Source organism: Parafrankia sp. EAN1pec (assembly GCF_000018005.1).
GTDB classification, from domain to species: Bacteria; Actinomycetota; Actinomycetes; order Frankiales; family Frankiaceae; genus Parafrankia; species Parafrankia soli.
Genome location: NC_009921.1, coordinates 7,720,465 through 7,740,380, shown reverse-complemented (window position 1 = coordinate 7,740,380; position 19,916 = coordinate 7,720,465). Strand labels below are relative to the sequence as shown.

19 protein-coding genes and 4 pseudogenes are annotated in these 19,916 nt (G+C 69.1%); 14 read left to right on the top strand and 9 right to left on the bottom strand.

Going from position 1 to position 19,916, the window contains the following annotated elements; genetic code table 11:
* Positions 1-385 precede the first annotated feature (385 nt).
* The 3 genes from FRANEAN1_RS31740 to FRANEAN1_RS31735 form a co-directional block, all read right to left on the bottom strand.
* Positions 386-874 (bottom strand): DinB family protein, encoded by a 489-nt coding sequence (locus tag FRANEAN1_RS31740; protein ID WP_020463789.1) that lies wholly within the window; start codon positions 872-874, stop codon positions 386-388.
* A 336-nt stretch (positions 875-1,210) separates the two neighbouring features.
* A complete protein-coding gene (locus tag FRANEAN1_RS41750; RefSeq protein WP_157472865.1) occupies positions 1,211-1,399 on the bottom strand; it encodes a hypothetical protein in 189 nt (62 codons plus the stop codon).
* A gap of 104 nt (positions 1,400-1,503) precedes the next feature.
* Entirely contained in the window at positions 1,504-2,664 is a 1,161-nt protein-coding gene (locus FRANEAN1_RS31735) for an ISAs1 family transposase (RefSeq protein WP_347176831.1), read from the bottom strand.
* 821 nt (positions 2,665-3,485) lie between these two features.
* Between FRANEAN1_RS31735 and FRANEAN1_RS31730 the strand changes: the two genes are divergently transcribed.
* The 3 genes and pseudogenes from FRANEAN1_RS31730 to FRANEAN1_RS31720 all read left to right on the top strand — a co-directional run bounded on the left by FRANEAN1_RS31730 (position 3,486) and on the right by FRANEAN1_RS31720 (position 5,539).
* Positions 3,486-4,106, top strand: coding sequence for a recombinase family protein (locus tag FRANEAN1_RS31730; RefSeq protein ID WP_020463787.1), 621 nt, complete (start codon positions 3,486-3,488; stop codon positions 4,104-4,106).
* A gap of 80 nt (positions 4,107-4,186) precedes the next feature.
* Positions 4,187-4,465, top strand: a pseudogene (locus FRANEAN1_RS31725) (recombinase family protein); the annotation flags it as partial.
* 267 nt (positions 4,466-4,732) lie between these two features.
* Entirely contained in the window at positions 4,733-5,539 is an 807-nt protein-coding gene (locus tag FRANEAN1_RS31720) for a methylenetetrahydrofolate reductase (protein ID WP_041256722.1), read from the top strand.
* A gap of 100 nt (positions 5,540-5,639) precedes the next feature.
* Here the strand turns inward: FRANEAN1_RS31720 and FRANEAN1_RS31715 are convergent, their stop codons facing one another.
* From FRANEAN1_RS31715 to FRANEAN1_RS31705, 3 genes are read right to left on the bottom strand one after another with little or no spacing between them, the layout of a single operon-like run.
* Positions 5,640-6,908: a hypothetical protein gene (locus FRANEAN1_RS31715; protein WP_020463784.1), complete on the bottom strand. Its 1,269-nt coding sequence runs from the start codon at positions 6,906-6,908 to the stop codon at positions 5,640-5,642.
* The gene (locus FRANEAN1_RS31710; protein WP_041254999.1) at positions 6,905-7,234 is read right to left on the bottom strand and encodes a helix-turn-helix transcriptional regulator; all 330 of its coding nucleotides are present in this window, start codon (positions 7,232-7,234) and stop codon (positions 6,905-6,907) included. The genes FRANEAN1_RS31715 and FRANEAN1_RS31710 overlap by 4 nt, the downstream gene beginning before the upstream one ends.
* A 37-nt stretch (positions 7,235-7,271) precedes the next feature.
* Positions 7,272-8,348, bottom strand: a complete 1,077-nt coding sequence (locus FRANEAN1_RS31705; RefSeq protein ID WP_020463783.1) for a tyrosine-type recombinase/integrase — start codon at positions 8,346-8,348, stop codon at positions 7,272-7,274.
* 320 nt (positions 8,349-8,668) lie between these two features.
* Between FRANEAN1_RS31705 and FRANEAN1_RS31700 the strand changes: the two are divergent.
* The 6 genes and pseudogenes from FRANEAN1_RS31700 to FRANEAN1_RS31680 form a co-directional block, all read left to right on the top strand.
* Positions 8,669-9,441, top strand: a pseudogene (locus FRANEAN1_RS31700) (SDR family NAD(P)-dependent oxidoreductase); the annotation flags it as partial.
* A 44-nt stretch (positions 9,442-9,485) separates the two neighbouring features.
* Positions 9,486-10,106: an amidohydrolase family protein gene (locus tag FRANEAN1_RS31695; RefSeq protein ID WP_020463781.1), complete on the top strand. Its 621-nt coding sequence runs from the start codon at positions 9,486-9,488 to the stop codon at positions 10,104-10,106.
* 117 nt (positions 10,107-10,223) lie between these two features.
* The gene (locus FRANEAN1_RS44290; RefSeq protein ID WP_041254997.1) at positions 10,224-11,153 is read left to right on the top strand and encodes an ABC transporter substrate-binding protein; all 930 of its coding nucleotides are present in this window, start codon (positions 10,224-10,226) and stop codon (positions 11,151-11,153) included.
* Positions 11,154-11,169: 16 nt separating this feature from the next.
* Positions 11,170-11,523, top strand: a pseudogene (locus FRANEAN1_RS44285) (SDR family NAD(P)-dependent oxidoreductase); the annotation flags it as partial.
* Between the two features lie 224 nt (positions 11,524-11,747).
* Entirely contained in the window at positions 11,748-11,873 is a 126-nt protein-coding gene (locus FRANEAN1_RS44280; protein WP_347176830.1) for a hypothetical protein, read from the top strand.
* 64 nt (positions 11,874-11,937) lie between these two features.
* Positions 11,938-12,885, top strand: a pseudogene (locus FRANEAN1_RS31680) (alcohol dehydrogenase catalytic domain-containing protein).
* Here the strand turns inward: FRANEAN1_RS31680 and FRANEAN1_RS31675 are convergent.
* Both FRANEAN1_RS31675 and FRANEAN1_RS44275 read right to left on the bottom strand, forming a co-directional pair.
* Positions 12,860-13,171, bottom strand: coding sequence for a hypothetical protein (locus tag FRANEAN1_RS31675; protein WP_041254996.1), 312 nt, complete (start codon positions 13,169-13,171; stop codon positions 12,860-12,862). The pseudogene FRANEAN1_RS31680 and the gene FRANEAN1_RS31675 overlap by 26 nt on opposite strands.
* Before the next feature lie 426 nt (positions 13,172-13,597).
* Positions 13,598-13,927, bottom strand: coding sequence for a hypothetical protein (locus FRANEAN1_RS44275; protein ID WP_347176829.1), 330 nt, complete (start codon positions 13,925-13,927; stop codon positions 13,598-13,600).
* Positions 13,928-13,949: 22 nt separating this feature from the next.
* On the opposite strand from FRANEAN1_RS44275, the gene FRANEAN1_RS31670 reads away from it, so the two are divergent.
* The 3 genes from FRANEAN1_RS31670 (at position 13,950) to FRANEAN1_RS31660 (ending at position 17,022) form a co-directional block, all read left to right on the top strand.
* Positions 13,950-15,035 (top strand): hypothetical protein, encoded by a 1,086-nt coding sequence (locus tag FRANEAN1_RS31670; RefSeq protein WP_347176828.1) that lies wholly within the window; start codon positions 13,950-13,952, stop codon positions 15,033-15,035.
* Between the two features lie 62 nt (positions 15,036-15,097).
* Positions 15,098-15,775: a sigma-70 family RNA polymerase sigma factor gene (locus tag FRANEAN1_RS31665; protein ID WP_020463774.1), complete on the top strand. Its 678-nt coding sequence runs from the start codon at positions 15,098-15,100 to the stop codon at positions 15,773-15,775.
* Between the two features lie 17 nt (positions 15,776-15,792).
* The gene (locus FRANEAN1_RS31660; protein WP_347176827.1) at positions 15,793-17,022 is read left to right on the top strand and encodes a maleylpyruvate isomerase N-terminal domain-containing protein; all 1,230 of its coding nucleotides are present in this window, start codon (positions 15,793-15,795) and stop codon (positions 17,020-17,022) included.
* A 72-nt stretch (positions 17,023-17,094) separates the two neighbouring features.
* Here FRANEAN1_RS31660 and FRANEAN1_RS31655 read toward each other — a convergent pair whose 3' ends face one another.
* Positions 17,095-17,691 carry a TetR/AcrR family transcriptional regulator gene (locus FRANEAN1_RS31655; protein ID WP_020463772.1) on the bottom strand — a complete coding sequence of 199 codons (597 nt, stop codon included), beginning with the start codon at positions 17,689-17,691 and terminating at the stop codon, positions 17,095-17,097.
* A gap of 347 nt (positions 17,692-18,038) precedes the next feature.
* Here FRANEAN1_RS31655 and FRANEAN1_RS31650 point away from each other — a divergent pair, with 347 nt between their 5' ends.
* Positions 18,039-18,563, top strand: coding sequence for a gamma carbonic anhydrase family protein (locus tag FRANEAN1_RS31650; RefSeq protein WP_020463771.1), 525 nt, complete (start codon positions 18,039-18,041; stop codon positions 18,561-18,563).
* Positions 18,560-19,801, top strand: coding sequence for a CoA transferase (locus FRANEAN1_RS31645; protein ID WP_020463770.1), 1,242 nt, complete (start codon positions 18,560-18,562; stop codon positions 19,799-19,801). The genes FRANEAN1_RS31650 and FRANEAN1_RS31645 overlap by 4 nt, the downstream gene beginning before the upstream one ends.
* Positions 19,802-19,916 lie beyond the last annotated feature (115 nt).

The window sequence follows — 19,916 nt, the reverse complement described above, 5'->3', positions numbered from 1 at the left end:
CGGACAGGCGGAGCCCTGACCGGTCGGCGGCGGCACGGAGTTCGGTGATCTCGTCGTCTCCGAGACGGACGCTCACCACGCGGCGGCCCGGTCCCGGCTCGCCGCTGCGCCACGGCGACGGTTCCCCCCGCCGGTAGGTCCGCCACCGCGGCGGCGGTGCCGCTGGCCACGGGGGAGGCGGGTCGGCCTGTCCGGTCACGACCGCATCCACCGGCGGCTTGCCCAAGCCTAACCACGAGTGAATGTCCGCTACGTCGACGCGCGGAGTACTACGACGGCCTCGGCAACCGAGTCGACAGTGAACTCTGGCGCCCGCCCGACGAACGACCACGACCCGGGACCGACGCTTGGGTTGCAACCAGATCTTGCGCAACCCTGCCAACGCCTATCGTGCGGCGGTGATTTGTTCTCGGAGAATGTCACCATGGCCGGCGTGACGGGCGAAATCCTCGATCAGGAGCAGGTAGACAAACCGCAGGCTGATATCGCCAGCGCGGGGGTGCGCCTTGGTGTCGTCGAGCTCGAAGTCGGCGGCGATCACGCGGGAACGCTCGCTGGCACGCTCAAACTCGGCGATCACGTCGGCCAGCGTTTCGCCGTCGGCGACAACGAAACTGCCGTCGTCACCGGTCGCGTAGCCGTCGCATGCGGACTCGTCCAGGCCGAGCAGGGTGCGTTGGAACCAGACGCGCTCGGCGGTGGCGGCGTGTTTGATCAGCCCGATCGGTGTGGTCAGTGAGACGACCAGGCGCCGCCGCGCGTCAGTCTCGGATAGCCCTCGCGCTGTGTCGATGAGCGCTTGCCGGTTGCGGTCAAGCATGCTCTCCAACATGAGACGTTCGGGTCCAGTGGTCATTCGGGGCCATATGAACATAAATAGTTTAGCTTTCTGGGTTGAAAGGACATTGACGGATCCAGACCATGGGCGCGTACTCGAGCAGCATGAGGCTCGATCGGACAGGGCTCGTCTCGATCGCCGAGAGGAGAGCGCCGATGACCTCGGTGCCGGAGGCCCGCCGGAGAGGTAGGCGCTGCAGCACCACGATGCCAAACGCTTCTCGGTCCGTAGCCAGAGGGTCCTCGGGGAACGCCGTGTCCAGAGCCGAGGACGAGCCGGAGCGATCATAAGGATAACGCCCAAGCTATGCGCGCGTCACGTGACTTGTGTCGATCTGTTCCGGCGCGTTATGGGCCGAGGGTATCCCGAAGCTCAGGAGACTTCCTCGACACCAAGATCGGTTCGGGCTGCTCGGAGTTGGCCGTGGGCGTGTGCGAGCGCGTCGCGGAGTTGCTGGTTCTCGATGCGTAACGCATCCAGAGCAACGCGGATAAGCCGCCCCTCCAGCACGTCCCGCTTGCCGTCCGCGACCACTTCGACCAGAAGCCGTTCGGCCGCCAAGATCCACCGAATCCGCCAACTACGGGGGCCACCGAGATACGACAGAAACAGGCAATGGCCCCGGTAACACCCCAGGGCCTCGGAGAGGTAACTCAGTGCTATGTTTAGTGACATGCCGTAGCGAGGAGTGGGAGTACCCGGTCGCGGTCGCCGGCTATGTACTCGAGGGTTTCCTTTATCTTCCTGATGCCGTTTCGGCGGATGATCCCGATCGCCAGGTTACGGAAGCTGGCGAGCGTGTGTGGACTATTTCCTGTGTGGGTCTGGTTGGCGTCCTCGCGCCACGCGGTGTCGCGCGGGTAGTGAATTTCGTTCTCGATGCCCCAATGCCCGCGGATGAGCCTGTGAATGTAGGCGGCAGTGGCGCGGTTGCCGGCGACGCTGGTGAGAATGTGAGCGTATTCACGGCTGACACGGATTCCCTTGAGGTCGAATTCGTCGCGACGGATGACGGCAGCGGTCGCGACCTCCGGAAACCCGATCCCCTTGGCTTCGGTGGTCCAGGCCTGCCATTTCTTGATTCGGCCGTGGCCGCGTTCCTCGACTTCGTGCTGTGGGGGTTTTTGGAGAAGGGGAAGGGTTTGCTCGAAGGTTTTCCGGTAGAGCGTCGGCTGGTTTCCCTTCACGGTCAGCGCGTAGTCGATTCCGTGTTCGACAAGGAGGAAGGCGGTTTCGTGCTGGGTGTGCACGGCATCCAACGTCGCGACGACAGGCCCGGAGATGTCCGGGAGGTTCTCCAGGAGAGCCGCTACCTGGGTGATCTCGTTCGTGCCGTCGGGGACGCGGACCTGCCCGGCGACGAGCCCCTTCGCGTGGACCATGGCAGACAGGAGCGTGACCCGCTTGTTCCCCTCGGACCAGGCTCCACGCAGGACCTTCACGTCCATGGCGAGGACGATGTCCTCACCCGGCTCCCAGACCGCGTGCGCGAACAACCAGGCACCGAAGGCGGCGTCGACAGCCGCGACGTCCATCTTCTCGAACAGAGCGCGGATCGCCTTTTCGCTGGGCGCCCTATATCTTCCAGTGAAATGGTCGAACGGTGCACCGAGCCGGGCCAGGAGATCTTGGCCGAAGTCAGCGACCCGGCTGCCGATCTCACGCAGGCCTGTCGCCCCAGCCAACGTCGCGACAAGCGCGGAGGCCAGCATGAACGAAAGGCTGTAGATCTTCCCGCGCGCTTTCCGTGGGTCGGTGATCCCGCCTAGCATCGCGAGCAGACCGGAGATGTCGTCCCCCTCACCGCTGATCCGAAGGTTCGACACGGCGGGAGATTGCTGGCATGATGGCACGCGGTGGCCTTCTGTTACGGGGTTTTGATTGTTGGCGCTTTCATTCTCCCGTACAGAAGGCCACTTTCCTCACAACAGCTGCCCGGATCTCGCCGAGATAACCGCCAGCCGCTGCGCACACCAGCCCGACGGTTTTTCGAAGCGAGCTGCGAACCGCCGGAGGTCACGCCGGAAGCGGGCATCCCACCCGACGCTGCCGTCCGGCAGCGCAGCCAGGCGGGCCTGCGCTATCTCGGCGAAGGCGTACCCCAGCCCGACGGTACTGCCACTACCTTACGCAACAGCCCTCTACGCTACGCGATCTCGCCGAGGCCCTGGGTCGGCGGCTCGATCTCGCAGATCAGCTCGAAGCCGCGCACCGGACGTTCATGACCCGCCGTGGATTCCTGCATCCGGACAGGATAGGACGCCACGATCCACCGACCACAGTCACACCGCACGGGTGCGCTGCGCCGCTGTAGCGCACCGTAGGAACAGTCTGGGCAGGAGACCCCGACTGCGAAATGTCCGGCTGCGCCGGCGGGCGCCTGCGGCCGGGAGTCTTTCCTGAGGGAGTGCCGCGGGACAGCGCTTAGCGTCTGGAGGGGTGGCCCACCTCGGGGGTGAGGCGCATGGCGGTCTCTACCTGTGAGCATTGAAAGCAGCAGCCGGAATGTTCCGGAACCTTGGAAGTGGAACGATCTCTGGTGGGCCGCGCGAGGCGGTGAAAACAGGTCCCATATTGTTCCGGAAGTCGTTCCACAACACATGTTCCGAAACAGTAGTACGGAGACGACTTCCGGTACGATCTCTGCGTGTCTGCCGCCCCCGCACACCCCCCGACCGGACTCGACCTCGGCTACGCCCGGGTCTCCACCACCAAGCAGAGCCTCGAGCGCCAGCTCGACGCCCTGGCCGCCGCCGGCATCCCCACCGGGCGCATCTTCACCGACAAGAAGACCGGCGCCACCGTCGACCGCGAAGGCCTGACAGCACTGCTCGCCTACGCCCGCCCGGGCGACACGATCGTCGTGCACACACTCGACCGGCTCGGCCGCAACCTGCGCGAAGTCCTCAACCTCGTCCACGACCTCGCAGAGAAGCACATCGGCGTGCGCTCCCTGGCCGACCCGCTGCCGATCAACACCGCCGATGAGGGCATGGGCCGCATCGCCTTCCTCCTCCTGGCGCTGTTCGCCGAGATGGAACGCACCTTCACCGCCGAACGCGCCGCAAACGCACGCGCCGTCGCCGAAGCCAAAGGCCGCCACGTCGGCCGGCCCTTGGCCCACCCCACCGGCAAGATCGAATACGCGCGGCTCCTCAAAGCCCGCGGCGACAGCCTCGGCACGATCGCCACCAAGACCGGCATCCCGAAGACCTCGCTGCACCGCTACCTCGCAGGCAGCGAACCGGCGCCAGCGTCGACACAGTAACCGCCCAACGGACCAGACAGCCGCTACACGACGTCGCCCGACGACCATTGCCCCTTTCCGGCGTATCTCGGCGGCCCCCCGAGTTCATCCGCGAACTCATCGTCGCCGGCACCCACGAGGGCCTGGCCGCCGCACGCGAACGCGGCCGCGTCGGCGGACGGCCCACCGTCGCCACCCCAGAGATCATCCGCGCCGCCCGCGACATGCTCCCCAACCCGGACGCCAGCATCACCTCGATCGCGAAGCTGCTCGGCGTCAGCCCCGGCACGCTCTACAACCACATCCCCGACCTGCGCGAGCTACGCGCTGCCGGCCAAGCCAGACATGAGCTCGCCGCCGCCGAGCCACAGGCCAGCTAGATCATCGCCGTTTGCGGCTGGTGACACGTTCCTTACCGGCACAAAGTCCGCAAGTTCAGCCTGACTGAAGGTTCTTCGCATCGAACCCACGGCTTTTCTGGTGATCAGGTTCGAGGTTGTGGCGGGTTCTGTCCGGTCTACCTGGATCTGTTCCGTGGGGCCGGTTCAGGTCGGTCGGCTGGCCCAGAAGAGAGCGTGGCCGTTGTCGCCCTCGGGGACGTGCGGTGCGGCTGTGGTCTGTGGATCGTGGCGTCCTATCCTGTCCGGATGCAGGAATCCACGGCGGGTCATGAACGTCCGGTGCGCGGCTTCGAGCTGATCTGCGAGATCGAGCCGCCGACCCGGCCGGACCTGACCCATGCCCGCCATCAGATCGGTGTCCTGAGCCCCGTCGCTGACGCGTTCCTGATCCCCGACAACCACATCGGACGCGCGACGGTGTCGAGCATCGCCGTCGCCCACGAGGTGCAGACGATGGGGGGACGCAGCATCGCCTGCGTGAACTCCCGCGACCGTAACCTGCTCGGCTTCCGCCGCGACCTGCTCACCGCCGCGGCCTACGGCGTCGAGGAGTTCCTGTTCGTCCACGGCGACAAACCCACCGCCGGGAACCGGACCAGCGACCTGACCGTGCGCGCGATGATGGACGAGGCCCGCGCGGCCAGCGAGGATCCGGTCTTCGCGGACATGCCGGCGTTCCGGGTCGGAGCCGCGGCCGGCCTACGTCCACTGCCCGCATGGAAACGAGCGGCCGACTTTCTGTTCGTGCAGGTCAGCTACTCGGTGGATGCCCTGCTGCGCTGGCGAGACGCCCATCCGGTCGAACTGCCGGTCTACGCCGGCGTGATGGTCCTCGCGAGCGCCGGGATGGCCCGCCGCCTCGCCGCGACGATCCCCGACATCGACATCCCCGACGACCTCGTCCAGGCAGTCGAACGGGACCAGGCGGCCGGGGTCGAAGCGGCCTGCGACCAGGTGCTACGGCTGCGCGACAGCGGCGCCTTCGCCGGTGTGCACCTGGTCCCGGTCAGCCGCTACCGCCAGGTCGCCACCCGACTTGAGGACCTTCTCTAACCGCCCGGGCCGTTTCTCGAAGCCCACCGGCGCCGACCGCGCCGCCGCACTGCTGACCCCGGCCACTGAGGCGCAGAGTGACGCCTCATGCTAATTCCTGTTACGGTCCTCGACCCCCCTGGTCGTCGAGGAGGTTCTGGGCGATGGCGGCGTATCTGCTGGCTGTGGAGTGCGACAGGTTGAAGACGAGGGCCAGGTGCAGGGGGTCGGGGCCGACGGTCAGGGCCTCGTGGAGCACACGGTCGGCGCGGATGCGGTCGAGATGAATGCCGCGACGGAGCAGGTGCTGGTGAAGGTAGCTGGGGCTGATGGGGCCGCTGCCCAGGGCAGTTCTCTCACTGATCAGGACATGCCGGTTGGGGGTGTGCGGCCAGCGGGCGCGGCGGTGCTCGAGCCAGGTCTGCAGCAGCTGGCGGGTCATCTCGCCGAGGTGCTGGGTGTGGCCGGCGAGGGTGATGCGCCGGTTGGGCAGGTCGAGGTCATCGAGGGCCAGGTGGCGGATCGTCGCGGCGCGTGCGGCGTGGACGGCGGCCAGCGCGACGATCAGCCGCTGCGCCAGAGCGACGGCAGCCTGCTCGACAGCGTGGATGTCGGCTTCCGTCAGCGGGAGCAGGCCGCGTCGGTCGGGGCGGGGGACTGCAAGGCGGGCGGTGGGGTCAGCGAAGGTCAGGCCGCGTTTCTTGGCGAACCGGAACAGCGATCGCAACGCGACGGCCGCGTTGCTGCGCCGCTCGCCGCGCAGAGGATCCAGCGCGGCCTTCACGTCGGCCGCGGTGATCTCACGCAGGTGGCTGCGGGTCGCCGCCCAATGTTCCAGGTGCGGGCGGACACCGCCGAAGTAGACGTAGATGCTGGCGTGCGACCGCGGCCGGGCTCGGGCGTCGCCGTCGAGCAGCACCAGCAGCCAGGCCCGCACGATCACGGCGAAACCGGCGGGCAGGTCGCCGGTCCGGTGCTCGACCCAGGCGCGGATCGGCGGCGTGGTGTCGTCTTCGAGCAGCCCGAGGTCGGTGAGGACTTCGGCGACCCGCGCGCTGGAGGCCTGCCGCGGAAGGACGGCGCGGACTTCGGTAAGCCGGGGACGGCGGCCCGCGGCCTGGCCGTCCAGGACGACGGCCAGGCCATCCATCGCGCACCGGGTAGTCGAGGGCGACCAGCCGTGGGCCTGGCCCAGTTCCTGGGCCCGCGTCGCGGCTGCCCGCAGCACGGGGGTGTCCGATTTCAGGGCGGGATGCTGCCAGCGGTCGGGTGGCGGGACGCCGGTCCCTCGGCGGGCGGCGTAGGCCATGTTCCGGCAGCTGGCGTTGCAGTAGAGCCGGTCGCGCCGGCCACCGACGGGCAGCGGACGGCCGCAGCGCCGGCAGGTCACCGAGGCGGCAACGACCGGCCAGGGCGGGGCCGGGGCGTGACCGCCCGAGTCTGAGCCGCCGCGGCGGCCACCTGCTCGCCGTCGGCGGCCGGCACCGCCGCAGGCACCTTCTCCTGCTCGGGTAGCAGCAACTCGGCGACGCCGCAGCCGAGCACCGCGCAGATGACGTCCAGCTCATCGAGCCTGACGGCGTTGGGGCTGCCGGACCACAGCCCGGACATCTTCCCGGCGCTGATCACCATGCCGCGCTCGGCGAGCATCCGGTGCAGCTCGCTGGCCTTCCAGATGCCCCGGTTCGCGGCGGCGAGCCGCAGATTCCACTTCACGGTGCGCCCTCTCCTCTCCTGCAGGTGACGGTGACGGTCACGGAGCAAGCCCCTTCCACCGCTCGGCGACCCGCTGCTGGCCGGCGACCCAGGCGTCCTCGACATGGGTGCTGTGGACGTGGACATACCTGGCCGTCGTCCCGGTCCACGAGTGACCGAGCAATTCTTGGATCGCGAACAGGTTCATGCCGGCCCGGTAGAGCTCGGAGGCGCAGTAGTGCCGCAACACGTGCGGCGTCAGCCGTCCCGCCCAGGCCGGCAGATGCTCGGCGGCGGCCTCCGCCAACGAGCGACGGAACACGTCGGCGCTCGCCCGGCCGCACGAGCCGTCCCGGTTCTTGCGCTCGGACGGGAACAGCGGGGCGCCCAGCCGGGTGTGGTCGCCGTCGAAGTGACCCCAGACGTCCTCGATGAACCACCGCACGTTCCGATCCGCACCATTGATCATCGGCACGATCCGCGCCTTCGGACCCTTTCGCCGAGATCCCTTGCCGTGACGGACGTTGAGTTTGCCGAACCGGCCCAGCTCCCAGCGGACGTCGTCGAGGTCAAGCATCCGGATCTCGTTGATCCGTAACCCGACGTCGGCCGCCAGCCGCGCCGCGGCGTAGTTGCGGGCGGCCGGGGCGAACTTGCGGCAGGTCGCGAGCTCCTGACGCCACCCGGCGAACAGCTGCTCGATCTCGGCCTCGGTCGGCGGTATCCGCAGCTGCGGGTCGACGAAGGCCCGGGGACGGTTCACCTCGTCGAGCGGGCACTCGGCCACCCGCCCGGTCAGGTTGTAGATCTCGACCTTGTGGCGGAGCTCCAGGAACTCGAAGTACACCGCCAGCGCCGCCGCCCGACCCGTCCGGGTCGACGGCTTGGCGTCGCGCAGCACCTTGCCGAAGTAGCGGTCGGCGTCGGCCGGCTGCATCTCCCACAGCGGCCGCGCGAACCAGGTCCTGATCAGCTCCAGGTGGTTGGTGTCATTGCGGATCGTGCTGTCGGTCAGCCCCGCCGACGCCCGCGCGAGCACGAACCCCGACAGCACCTCCAGCTCGAAGCCGGCAAGCTCCTCCTCGCTCGCCGGCGCACGCAGCTCCCGGAGGTCACGCACCGCCGCGAGAGCCAACCCAACCCCCTGAACTTCAGCCACGCTGAAGGAAGCTCACAACGAGCGAGATGCTCCCACAGCGGGTGAAGAAGCCTCAAAGCGGGGCAATGGGGTGGAACCGCGGCCGTAGTCCCTGGTCAGGGCATGGCCGGCTTACCGCCGAGCTGAGGAACCCGGCAACTGTTGCACTCCCGATATCCGCGGTGGTCGCCGCGTCGGGCGCCCGCGCATCCGCCTGCGTTGAAGCCGCGGAATCCGCGGCCCACTGGGAAATTTCGGCGGTGCAGCCTCTGGTACTCGAACGTGCTGGTCGCAAGCATTTGAGCGGCCATCGTTCGATGCAGTTCGGTCGAGAGACGACGGCCGCCGAGGTGCTCCAGGGAGTGGATCTCGAAGGCCGCCGCGCCATCGTGACCGGGGCGTCGTCCGGGATCGGTGTCGAGACGGCCCGCGCGTTGGCGGACGCCGGCGCCGAGGTCACGCTGGCGGTCCGCAACACCGAGGCCGGTGGCCGCGTGGCGGACGACATAATCGCCGGCACGGGGAACAAGGCGATCTTCGTATCGAAGCTCGACCTGGCCGACCGGGCGTCGGTGACCGGGCTCGTCGAGGCCTGGAACGGCCCGCTCCACATCCTCGTGAACAACGGCGGGGTCATGGCGCTGCCTCAGCTCCAGCGGACCCCGGAGGGGTGGGAGCAGCACTTCGCCACCAGCCATCTCGGCCACTTCGCCCTCGCGCTGGGCCTGCGCGACGCCCTGGCGGCGGCGGGGAGCTCCCGCGTCGTCTCGGTGAGCTCCGACGGCCATGTACACGCCAACGCGCCGGTGGACTTCGACGACATCCGCTTCGAGCGCCGCGACTACAGCGGGCACCGAGCCTACGCACAGTCGAAGACGGCGAACATCCTCTTCGCGGTCGAGGGCGCCAAGCGCTGGGCGAAGGACGGCATCGCGGTGAACGCCCTGCACCCGGCGGGATCCAGACCGGCATCCAGCGGCACATGAACGCGGTCCTGCCCGAGGAGATGCGCAGGGCGCTGGAGGCGAAGTGGCCGTGGCGGAGTGTGGAGCAGGGCGCGGCCACGAGCGTCCTTGTCGCGGGCTCGCCGGCGGCAGGTTCGCGCGGTGCCCGGTTACGCAAGAAGGGCTGATCATGCTTCCGCTGTTCTCCGTCAACGCCCACGTGATCGAACCGCCCGACATCTTCACCGGTCGGGTGCCGTCGAAGTGGGCCGACGCGGTGCCCCGCGTCGTCACGCTCGACAACGGCGGTGAGATCTGGATGTTCGGCGAGGGCATCGGTGCCCTGCACCGGACCTGCTGCCTGGGCGGCGCCCGCGACGAACCGGCCTGGCGCACGGACGTCGCCGACTTCAACAAGCTGAGCCGCATCGAGGACCTGCGGCCCGGTTGCTACGACGCCGCCGAGCGGATCAAGGACATGGATGCCGACGGCGTCACCGTCGTCGCGTGTACGTCGTATCCCGCCGGGATGGGCTTCGCCGGCGACCTCTTCGCCAAGGGGAAGGACCCGGAGGTGGGGCTCGCCGCGATGCGGGCCTGGAACGACTGGTATCACGAGGACTGGGTGGGTGCCTGCCCCAGTCGATTCGTCCCGGTCGGCTGCACCTGGTACCTGGATCCGAGTGTGGCGGCGGCCGAGGTGTACCGGAACGCGGAGCGAGGATTTCGGGGGGTCTCGTTCCGGAACCCCACCGATCTCGGTCAGCCCTGGCTCGGCAGCGGCCACTGGGATCCGTTTCTGCGGGCCTGAGAGGAAACCCAGACCGTCCTGGTCCACCACACCGAGGGGCATTCCGCGTTCCCGAAGCGGGTCGGGAACGACTCCTATCCCTACGGTCTGCACCTGACTCTCTACCAGGCGGGAGTCATGGAGTTCATGGCCGGCTGCATCTGGGGCGGCCTGCCCGTGCGTTTCTCGAACCTGCGCATCCTGGTCGCGGAGTCCGGCGGCTCCTGGCTCCCGCACTTCATCCAGCGGCTGGACTTCAACGTCGGCCACTCGCCGCTGACCAGCGCGGGCTGGCCCGACCCGGACCTGTCGCCGCTCGACCTGGTCCAACGGACGTTCACCTTCAGCACCCAGGAGCTCGACGTCGCCCGGGATCTGGAGAAGGAGCTGGGCATCACCGCCTGGATGATGGAGGACGACTACCCCCACATCGAGTCGGTCTGGCCCGACACGGCCGCCCAGTTCACGCGGGCCACCGCCGGCTTCGACCCCGACTTCACCGAGCGGCTGGCGTGGCGGACCGGTTCGGAGCTCTTCCGCTTCCCGATGCCGACGCCGCAGACCGAGACCGAAGCGGCAGACCCTCGCAACGCCTACGCGGTCAGCGCCGTACTGGGTAACGCCTTATATGGGACCTTATTAAACGACGACAATTCCGGTGCGGTCCAGTACTCCATGGCCGAGTCGCTCGACATCCCCGACAACGGGACCACCTTCGAGCTGAAACTACGGTCTGGCCTGGTTTCCTCTGACGGCACTCCGCTGAATTCTGAGGCGGTGAAATTCAACTGGAACCGCATCAAGGATCCGGCTACCGGGGCGTCAACCCGGGCGGAGGCCGGCCTGGTCTCCGCGACCGACGTCGTGGATGATCTCACGCTCAAGATAACGCTGTCCAAGCCCGTGCTGAGGTTCGCCGGCGCCATCACCGCGTCGCCCATGAACTGGATCGCCTCGCCGGCGGCGCTGCGCCTGGGCCAGACGGAGTTCGACAAGAAGCCGGTCGGCGCGCCCCGACGGCGATCGCCCCGCTGCCGGGCCCTGAGCTCAGCCCGACATCACCGGTGACGAGGAAGCGGTAGAAATGAGAACCGTAGGAATTGTGACGGGAGCCGGCCGTGGCATCGGCCTGGCGTGTGCCGAGCGCATGGTCGACACGGTCGACTTACTTCTACTCGTCGATCTCGACGGGCAGAACGTGAAGGCCGCGGTCACCGAGCTCGCGGGCCGCGGGCGAAGCGTCGTCGATCCCTTCCCGCTCGACGTCACCGATGTCGACGGGCTGGAGCGCCTGGCCGCGCACGTGGCCGAGTCCGGGGAGCTCCGGGCGGTCGTGTCCGCGGCGGGGATCTCGCCGATGATGGGAGGCTGGAAGCGGGTGCTCGAGGTCAACCTCGTGGCCTGCGCCCAGCTCAACCGGGTACTGAGCCTGCACGCCACCCGCCGAACGGTGTTCGTGCATTTCGCCTCGCTGATTCCGTGGATCGGTATCGCCGCGTCCGACCCGGCGGCCGACGCGGCCCTTGACGCCGCCCTCGAGGCCGATTTCTTCGAGCGTATCCGCGACGCCCTCGGGCCTGGCATCGAGAACCCCGGCCTCGCCTACGCCTGGGCGAAGCTCGGCGTCATCCGCTTGGTCAGGCACGAGGCCGGCCGGAGGAGGTGGCCGCGGTGGTGGCGTTCCTGCTCTCGGACGAGGTCAGCTTCGTCAACGGGACCGACGTCCTGATCGACGGCGGTGTGCACGCCTCGTTCGACAGCGGGTCGTTCCTGCTTTCCGGACAGTGACCGAGGCGACCGCGGAGCTGGAAGTGGAGCAGAATCACAACGCACCACGGACGAGAGGACGGCGATGAAGGCGGTTCGGGGACGTGAGGGACGCCCGGTGGTCATCGACGTCGCCGAGCCGCCCGGCTGGGACGAGGGCGAGCTGCTGAACATGGCCGTGGCCGGGATCTGCGCCTCGGACCTCAACTACCTGCGGCTCGGTACCCGGTTCATCCTCGGCCACGAGCTCGCCGGGCGGAAGGCGGACGGGACGCCCGTCCTGGTGGAGGGGCAGTTCGGGTGCGGGAGGTGCGACTTCTGCCGGGAGGGCCGGAACAACCTCTGCGACCAGTCCACGAGGAAGGCTCTCGGCATCATGTAGAACGGCGGCATGGTGGAGCAGTTCCGGGTGCCGACCCACAAGGTCCTCGAGATACCGGCCGGGCTTGACGTCTCGAACGCCTCGCTGGCCGAGCCCGCCGCGGTCGCCTGGCACGGCGCCCGCGTCGGCGGGACCGCGCCGGGCCGGACCGTTGCCGTCGTCGGCGGCGGTTCGATCGGCCAGCTGGCGGCCGTCGCGGCCCAGACCCAGGGCGCTGCCGAGGTCGTCATGGAAGCCCGCTACCCCCACCAGCACGCGATCCGCGAGCGGATGGGCGTCGGGGAGCCCAGGGCGGGCGAGCGCTACGACGTGGTGATCGAGGCCGCGGGGTCACCCAGCTCCCTGCGGCGCAGCGTCGAGCTGGTGAAGCCAGGCGGCACCGTCTCGCTCCTGGGCGTCCATCAGGGCGGTATCGACGTGCCGTACTCGTCGTTGTTGACCAAGGAGGTCACGCTGGTCGCGTCGATGGGGTACTGCGGGCACGCCGGCCGGCGGGAGATGCTTCAGGCCGCCGAGATGCTCGCGGCGCGCCCTGAGATCCCGGACTCGCTCATCACCCATCGCTTCCCGCTCGAGGACGCGGCCGAGGCCTTCCGGGTGGCGGGCGACCGCGAGTCGGGCGCGGTCAAGGTCGTCGTCGAGGTTGGCTGAGCTGGTCCCGGCCGTCCGTGGTGATGGCCGGGTCTCCGTCTGTCGCCGCGGCACGCGCAGGAAAGGCCCCGGGGGAGAGTCCCTTCAGGAGGAACACCTTGTAGAACTCGCCCACCTCGCGGAATGACCGCTGGCCCTGCGGCAGGTTCCATCTGATGGCGGAGTACATGAGGGAGACGATGCTGTTGGTGGCGACCTCCCTGTCGATGGCGGGATCGAACGCGCCCTCATCGACGCCCTGCTCGCTGAGCCTCACCCACGGTGGGTCCTGGTCGAGCTGGTCCATAACTCTCGTACCCTTTTTCGACGAAGACGGACTCGACGATCTCGAGGATCCCCGAACAGCGAGCCTCGTTGGATATCCCCTTCCGTGACACGCGGTCGACTCCTTCCTAAAAAATGGCGCTCCCCAATGCAACGCATGCGTGTCGATATCAGTTTCTACCGCACAACCGAAAGAGCGGCATCTATGTATTGAATTCCTTGATGTCTCTCGGCGGGCCATGGCTTTCAAACACCTTCCGATATGCCTGGATGGATAATCCGGCCGGCTGGTGCCTGTCGGGCGGTGGAGCCGGGCTCCGGCAGCGCGCCCATGAATCGCGCAACCGGACGCAACGGATGCACTAGAGGGAAAAATTCCGGCGAATCGGCAACCATGGACAGTCGCGGAACGACTTTCCATGGGGAGGGGCCCGATTCGACGGAGAGGTCACATGTCCTTGAAACGAGCAGTCCGGAGCGCGGCGCTGGTGGCGGTGGCCGCCGCCACGTTCGCCGGCTGCGTACCGGTCAGCCCGGGCGGCGGAGGCGGCTCCGTCCCGACCGCCTCGCCGTCCATCCCCCCGACCGCGCCCTCGTCGCCGTCCGGCACTCCGGCAGGCACTCCGACCGCCTCGCCGTCGGTCCGGCCGGCCGTGCCGTCGTCGCCGACCGGCACCCCGGTGGGCACCCCGACGCCTTCGCGGACCACGACCCCGTCCGGACCGACGTCCGGTGACTGCGGGCGGACGTCGGGAGCCTCACCGGCGACGAGGATCACCGAGGTCGGCCTTGGGTCGCCGGTGGTCAGCTTCGCGCCGCAGGGCGACACGGACCCGTTGCCGACCGCGATCGCCGCCGCGCCGGGCGGGGGATCCTGGCTGGCCTGGCTGGGCACCGACTCCAAGGTGCGCCTCGGCAAACTGGACTGCGGAGACCAGCTGGTCGGTACTCCCACATCCCTCGACGCGGTCGACCTGCAGGACGTCAAGGCCGATGCGGACGGTGTCGTGGTCCTGCTGACCCGTCCCGGCCCGCAGGGCAGCGGGACGCTGTGCGGCGGGACGTCCAGCCCGACCAGGACCATGTGGATGGTCCGCCTCGACAACACCGGCAGACAGCTGTGGGAGCGTCAGGTCACCAACCTGAGCAGCAGCCGCGGCGGCTACGACCCCGGGGCTCTGTTCGTCTGGTGGTACAACCACCACGGCACCCTGGCCTACGACGGCACCAACTACGCCGCCTACTTCGAGGCGGCGATCACCGTGGCCAACGGCGGCTGCGTCGACATCCACGAGGGTGACCGGATGCAGGTGGTCAACGCCGCCACCGGCGCCCTGGTCTCCGGGCACGACAGCTTCGACTGGGGCTGCAGCCACGCCTGGGACTCCCACATCATCTGGGACGCCCGCACCGGCCACTTCGCGATGGTCTGCGCCACGGACAACAACTGCCGCATCGCCCGCCCCGGCACCGGCCAGACCGTCGTGCCCGGGGTCTGTGACGGAACCCTGTTCGGCGGCAACATCGTGCTGGCCGGCACCCCGGGCTACTGGACCGCGTGGAGCAACGGCAACCAGGTACGGCTGGAGCACTTCTCCACGGGCGCGTCCGACCGGACGGTCCTCACCGCCGACCGGACCCAGCACTCGCACCTGGTCGGCTACGGCGCCGGCAGGATGCTCCTGACCTGGAAGTCCGGAACCTCGACCGCCGCCCAGGCGTACGACACCACCAGTGGCGGCACCGTGGGCGGCCAGTTCACGATCGCCGTGCCGGACCACACCTACGTCGAGGCCAAGGCCTACCCCGACGGCAGCGTCGCCTTCCCCGCCGCCGGCACTTCCAACACGTCCATCCGGGTCGTTCGGATAATGCCGCTCACCTGACACCGGTGCCGGTGCCGGTGCGTGCACGGACACCTACCAGGAGGCGCAGTGTTCGTGGCAGAATGCCTATCGTGCACGGACAGGACGGTGCGGCACCCGTGACGCGCCGGCCGTCAGCGGCCGGCACCGGCGGCGGCGCACCTACACCTGCCCGCACGCCGGCTGCGGCCCGGCAGCCGCTTTCGCGGCGAGAGGTCGTCGAGCTGCACGGCCATCTGGTCGCCGGGAATCCCACCGCGCTCGCCGTCGTCCACGAGAGGTACGCCCGCTACCTGCTTGCCGTCGCCACGCGGGTGACCGGTGACGCCGACGCGGCCCGGGACGTCCTCCAGGAGGTGCTGGTCGCGTTCTGGCAGCATCCGCTCCGGTTCGACCCGGACCGCGGGGAGCTGCGCACCTGGCTCGCGGTACTCGCCCATCGGCGCGCCGTCGACTGGGTCCGCCGGGAGATCGCCCGGCGCCCTACCGACCTGGTCGCGCGGGCCCTCGCCGAGCAGTCGGACGGCCCGGCGGCCGACCGCGACTTCCTCGCGCGGGAGGACGCCGACGCCGTGCGGGCCGCCGTCGCCGCGTTACCCGTGAAGCTGCGCGAGGTGGTGGAGTTGGCGTACTACAGGGAGTTGACCTACCGTGAGGTGGCCATTCGGCTCGCCATCCCGGAGGGGACGGCAAAGTCGCGCATGCGAGCGGCCCTGTCAGCCCTCGCGCTGGCCCTCACCCGCCTGGGAGCCGCCCCGTGACGGTCGACCCGACGGTCGTGCCCACACCGGAACACTGTGTGACGGCGCTGCTGGACGCGTACGTGGTGGGTGAGTGCACGGCCGCCGCGGCGGGCGCCATCGAGACCCACCTCGGCCGGTGCGTGAGCTGTTCCGTCGACGCGGCACAGCTCGCCCTCACCGTCCCGCCGCCGGCCTGGTCCGTCGCCGGGCCCCCTGACGCGCCAGCCGCCGACGTCGACATGGACCTCACACCCGGCCGACCCGGGTCGCTCGACGCCGTCCTCGCCGCGGCGCTCGCCGCCCGGCCCGCCGCGCCCGGCACGGTCGTCGCGGGCCTGACAGCAGCGGCACAGGCTGGCCCCGCCCGGCCGCGCGGACCGCGGACCCCGACCCACGGGAGCCGGGCTGCCGCGCTCGACAGGCTGCTGGCCGAGCTCGCCCCGGCGCACTGGGGGCGCCCGGCCGCGGCCGGCTGGTCGGTGCGTGAGCTCGTGCTGCACCTGTACGCCGTCGACGGCCTGTTGCTGGCCGCCCTCGATGGCGCCGGCAGCGACGCCGGCACCGGCAGCGACGCGCCCGGCGACCTGGGACGGCCGGACGAGGATCCGGTGTCGCGCACCGAGGCCGTCCTGGCGGCCACCCGGGAGTGGTCGGTCGAGCAGGTTCGGCTGCGCTGGTTCGAACGCGCGGGGTTGGTGTGCGCGGCCGTGGCCGACGCGACCCGGGCCTCGGGGCCGTCAGCTGTGACGGCGGGCGGCTGGACGACCACCCCGGCGGACCACCTGACCGCCCGGGCGTTCGAGACGTGGATCCACACCCGGGACATCGCTGCGGCCGCGGGTCTGGCCGTACCGGATCCGGGCGGGGACGAACTGCACACCATGGCTGATCTCGCGCTGCGCCTGCTGGCCGACCCGTGGACGGCGGCCGTGGAGACGGCCGGGCCGGCCGCGCTCACCGTGACGTTGACCGGGCCGGGCGGCGGTACCTGGTCGCTGGACCCCTCCGGTGTGCACGAGCGGGAGAACGGCGCCGGCCTGGTGGAACCTGGCCCCGCCGCGGATCTGGCGCGCACGACCGGCCCGGCGTCGGGCCCGCTGACCGCGGGTGCCGTGACCGCGGGCGCTGTGACCGCGGGGATCGTTCCGTTCTGTCTGCTGGCCGGCGATCGCGTGACGGTGGACGCGGTGGCCACGAGGATGGAGGGCGACGAGCAGCTCGCCGTCGAGCTCCTCACTCTCGCTCCCAGCCTGGCCGGCCCCTGAAAGGGAGTCTTTCGGGCTGAGGCCGGAGCGAGACGGCGCGAACGCCATGCCCGCCGTAGGGCGAGCCCGCGGTCAGCGGAGATCCCGCGCGCTCGCCTGCGCGCAGATCGCGACGACGTCGTCGAAGCATTCCAGCAGGGACGGCCGTTCCTCGGTGAAGTAGATGTGGGCGGCTGTGCTGAACCAGCCGAGCGCCATTTTTGTGAGAGCGCGGATTTCGAGTGCCGGGATGGTGTCGCCACATCTGCTCTCCAGGACCGCGGCCAGACTCGTCTCGAACGCCCTGCTGCCCGTCGAGAACTGCTCCGCCGCGAGCTGTGGCTCTGTCGCGACCACGGCGCGGATCTGCTCGACCAGCCGCCGTTCGTAACCCTGCTCGGCGAGTTCCCGGAGCAGGAGGTGCAGGCTCGTCAGGGGCGCTTCATCGGCCGGTCTTTCGCGCAGGCGTTGGGTCGCGGTTTCGCGCCGCACGACGAGGTGGTCGAAGAGAACGGCCTCTTTCGTCGGGAAATGATGGAAGACGGTGCGGCGGCCGACGCGTGCTGCCGAAGCGATCTGGTCGATCGTCGTCTCTGTATATCCCTGTGCTTGGAACAGGCGGAGGGCCTCGTCGGCGATGCGCACGCGCTTCGCGTTCGGATCGCGCTCGCGGGTCGGTGTTTCCGGCACGCATCAGGATTCTAGCCCCTTGACCCAGCGGGTGATGGCGGTCGCCCAGCGACCGCGGACGCCCCGCCCTCGGGTGGCGTGGCGCCTGCCGACGCCCTCGACCTTGACCCCCTCCTAGCTGTTGCACTAGTGTCATAGCTGGAAAGTTTGCAGGTAGCAGGGCTGAAATACAAGATCGGCCCAGGCTCCACATCGGCCGCCTTGACCCCGGCCCCTTTTTCGGCTTCCTTCCGCCATCCGGCGACGGCAAGAGAGCGCGGGAAGGTGTCGCTTTCCGTGGCGCTCCCGGGTACTTGCGTCGCCCCGATCCGGGGATTTCGAACTTCGGCCTCGACAGAGGAGCTCCAGTGATCATCATACCGTTCAACGGAAAGAGCCCGAAGGTGGCGGCGTCCGCGCTCGTTGCCGACAACGTCACCCTCATCGGCGACGTCGAGATCGGCGAGGAGTGCTCGATCTGGCCCGGTGTGGTCATCCGGTCGGACACCACCCCGATCAGGATCGGCAACAACGTCCACATCGAGGAGAACTCGGTGCTGCACACCAGCACGCACATCGAGGACAACGTGATGATCGGGCACAACTGCACGATCGAGGCCTTCGTCGGCCACGACTGCATGATCGGGAACACGGCGGCGCTGATGCCGCTGTCGCGGGTAGGTGCCCACTGTGCCATCGCCGCCGGGTCCGTCGTGCTGGAGCAGGTGGAGATCCCCGAGTACTGCTTCGCGGTGGGTGCTCCCGCGAAGGTCCACTCGAAGATCGACCCGGGCAACCCCAAGCACGCGATGCGGCTCGCTTCCACCTACCTGCCCACGATGCGCAAGATAGCCGACGAGTACCGCCGTCAGGGCATCTGGAGCCGGGCATGAGCAAGCCGGACGGGCCGCTGACAGGCATACGCGTCATCGACTGGACGATCTGGCAGCACGGCCCGGTGGCCGGCGCCATGCTCGGCGATCTCGGCGCGGACGTCATCAAGATCGAGGAGCGGCTCGGTGGCGATTCTGGCCGGGCCCAGTACGCCTTCCCCGACACCGGCACCTCTCCGTACTTCGAGGTCAACAACCGCAACAAGCGCAGCCTCGCCGTCGACCTGAAACGACCCGAGGGGGTGGCGCTGGTACGCCAGCTGGTTGCCCGTTCCGACGTGTTCATCCAGAATTTCCGGCCCACCGTCGCGGAGAAACTGGGACTGGACTACGAAACGCTGCGCGCCGACAACCCGATGCTCGTCTACGGCGCCGGCAGCGCCTACGGGCCCCACGGCCCCGAGCGGACCGCCCGCGCCTACGACCTGCTTGGCCAGGCCCGCTCCGGCCTGATGCTCAGACCCGGCTCCGACCAGGTCAACGTCGCCGACAGCGGCCTCGCCGACCAGATGGGCGCCATCATGCTCGCCTACGGCGTGCTCGCCGCCCTCCTCGCGCGGGAACGCCACGGGGTGGGCCAGCGGGTCGACACCTCCCTGTTCGGCAGCATGCTCGCCCTGCGCGGCCTGGCGCTCGCCCTCGAGCTCATGACCCAGGACGGACGTGTCGCCACCTCGACGTTCCGCAAGCACCTGGGCGACGAGCCACCCTCACGGGAGAATCCGGGCAACCCGCTGTGGAACTACTACCAGTGCTCGGACGGCAAGCTGATCGCCATGGCCATGGTCCAGTCCGACCCGCACTGGGCGAACCTCCTCGACGCGCTCGGCAACCCCGAGCCGCTCGCCGGCGACCCCAGGTTCACCGACCACATCAGCCGCTGCCAGAACGCCCGCGCCTGTGTCGCCCTCCTCGACGAGATCTTCGCGGCCGAACCCCGGGACATCTGGCTGCGCCGGCTGCTCGCCACCGGCGACATGCCGATCACCGCGGTGAACACCACCGCCGACATCGTGAACGACCCCCAGGCGATCGCCAACAACTACATCGTCTCATTCGACCACCCCGCGATGGGAAAGACCCGGGTCCCCGGTTTCCCGGTCGCCCTCTCCGAAACACCGGCGCGCATCCAGCGCCAGGCGCCCGAGTTCGGCGAGCACACCGAGGAGATCCTGATCAACGTGCTGGGACTGACCTGGGACGACATCTCCGACCTGCGCGAACAGGAAATCCTCTAGTGGCGGGCCCGGTGACGGAATTCAGGGCGGGTACCCGCCTTCACAGCGTCACCTGCACGACCGAGGTGATCGTGACCAAGGGAGGAAGCGGCGTTCTCACCTGCGGGGGGAAACC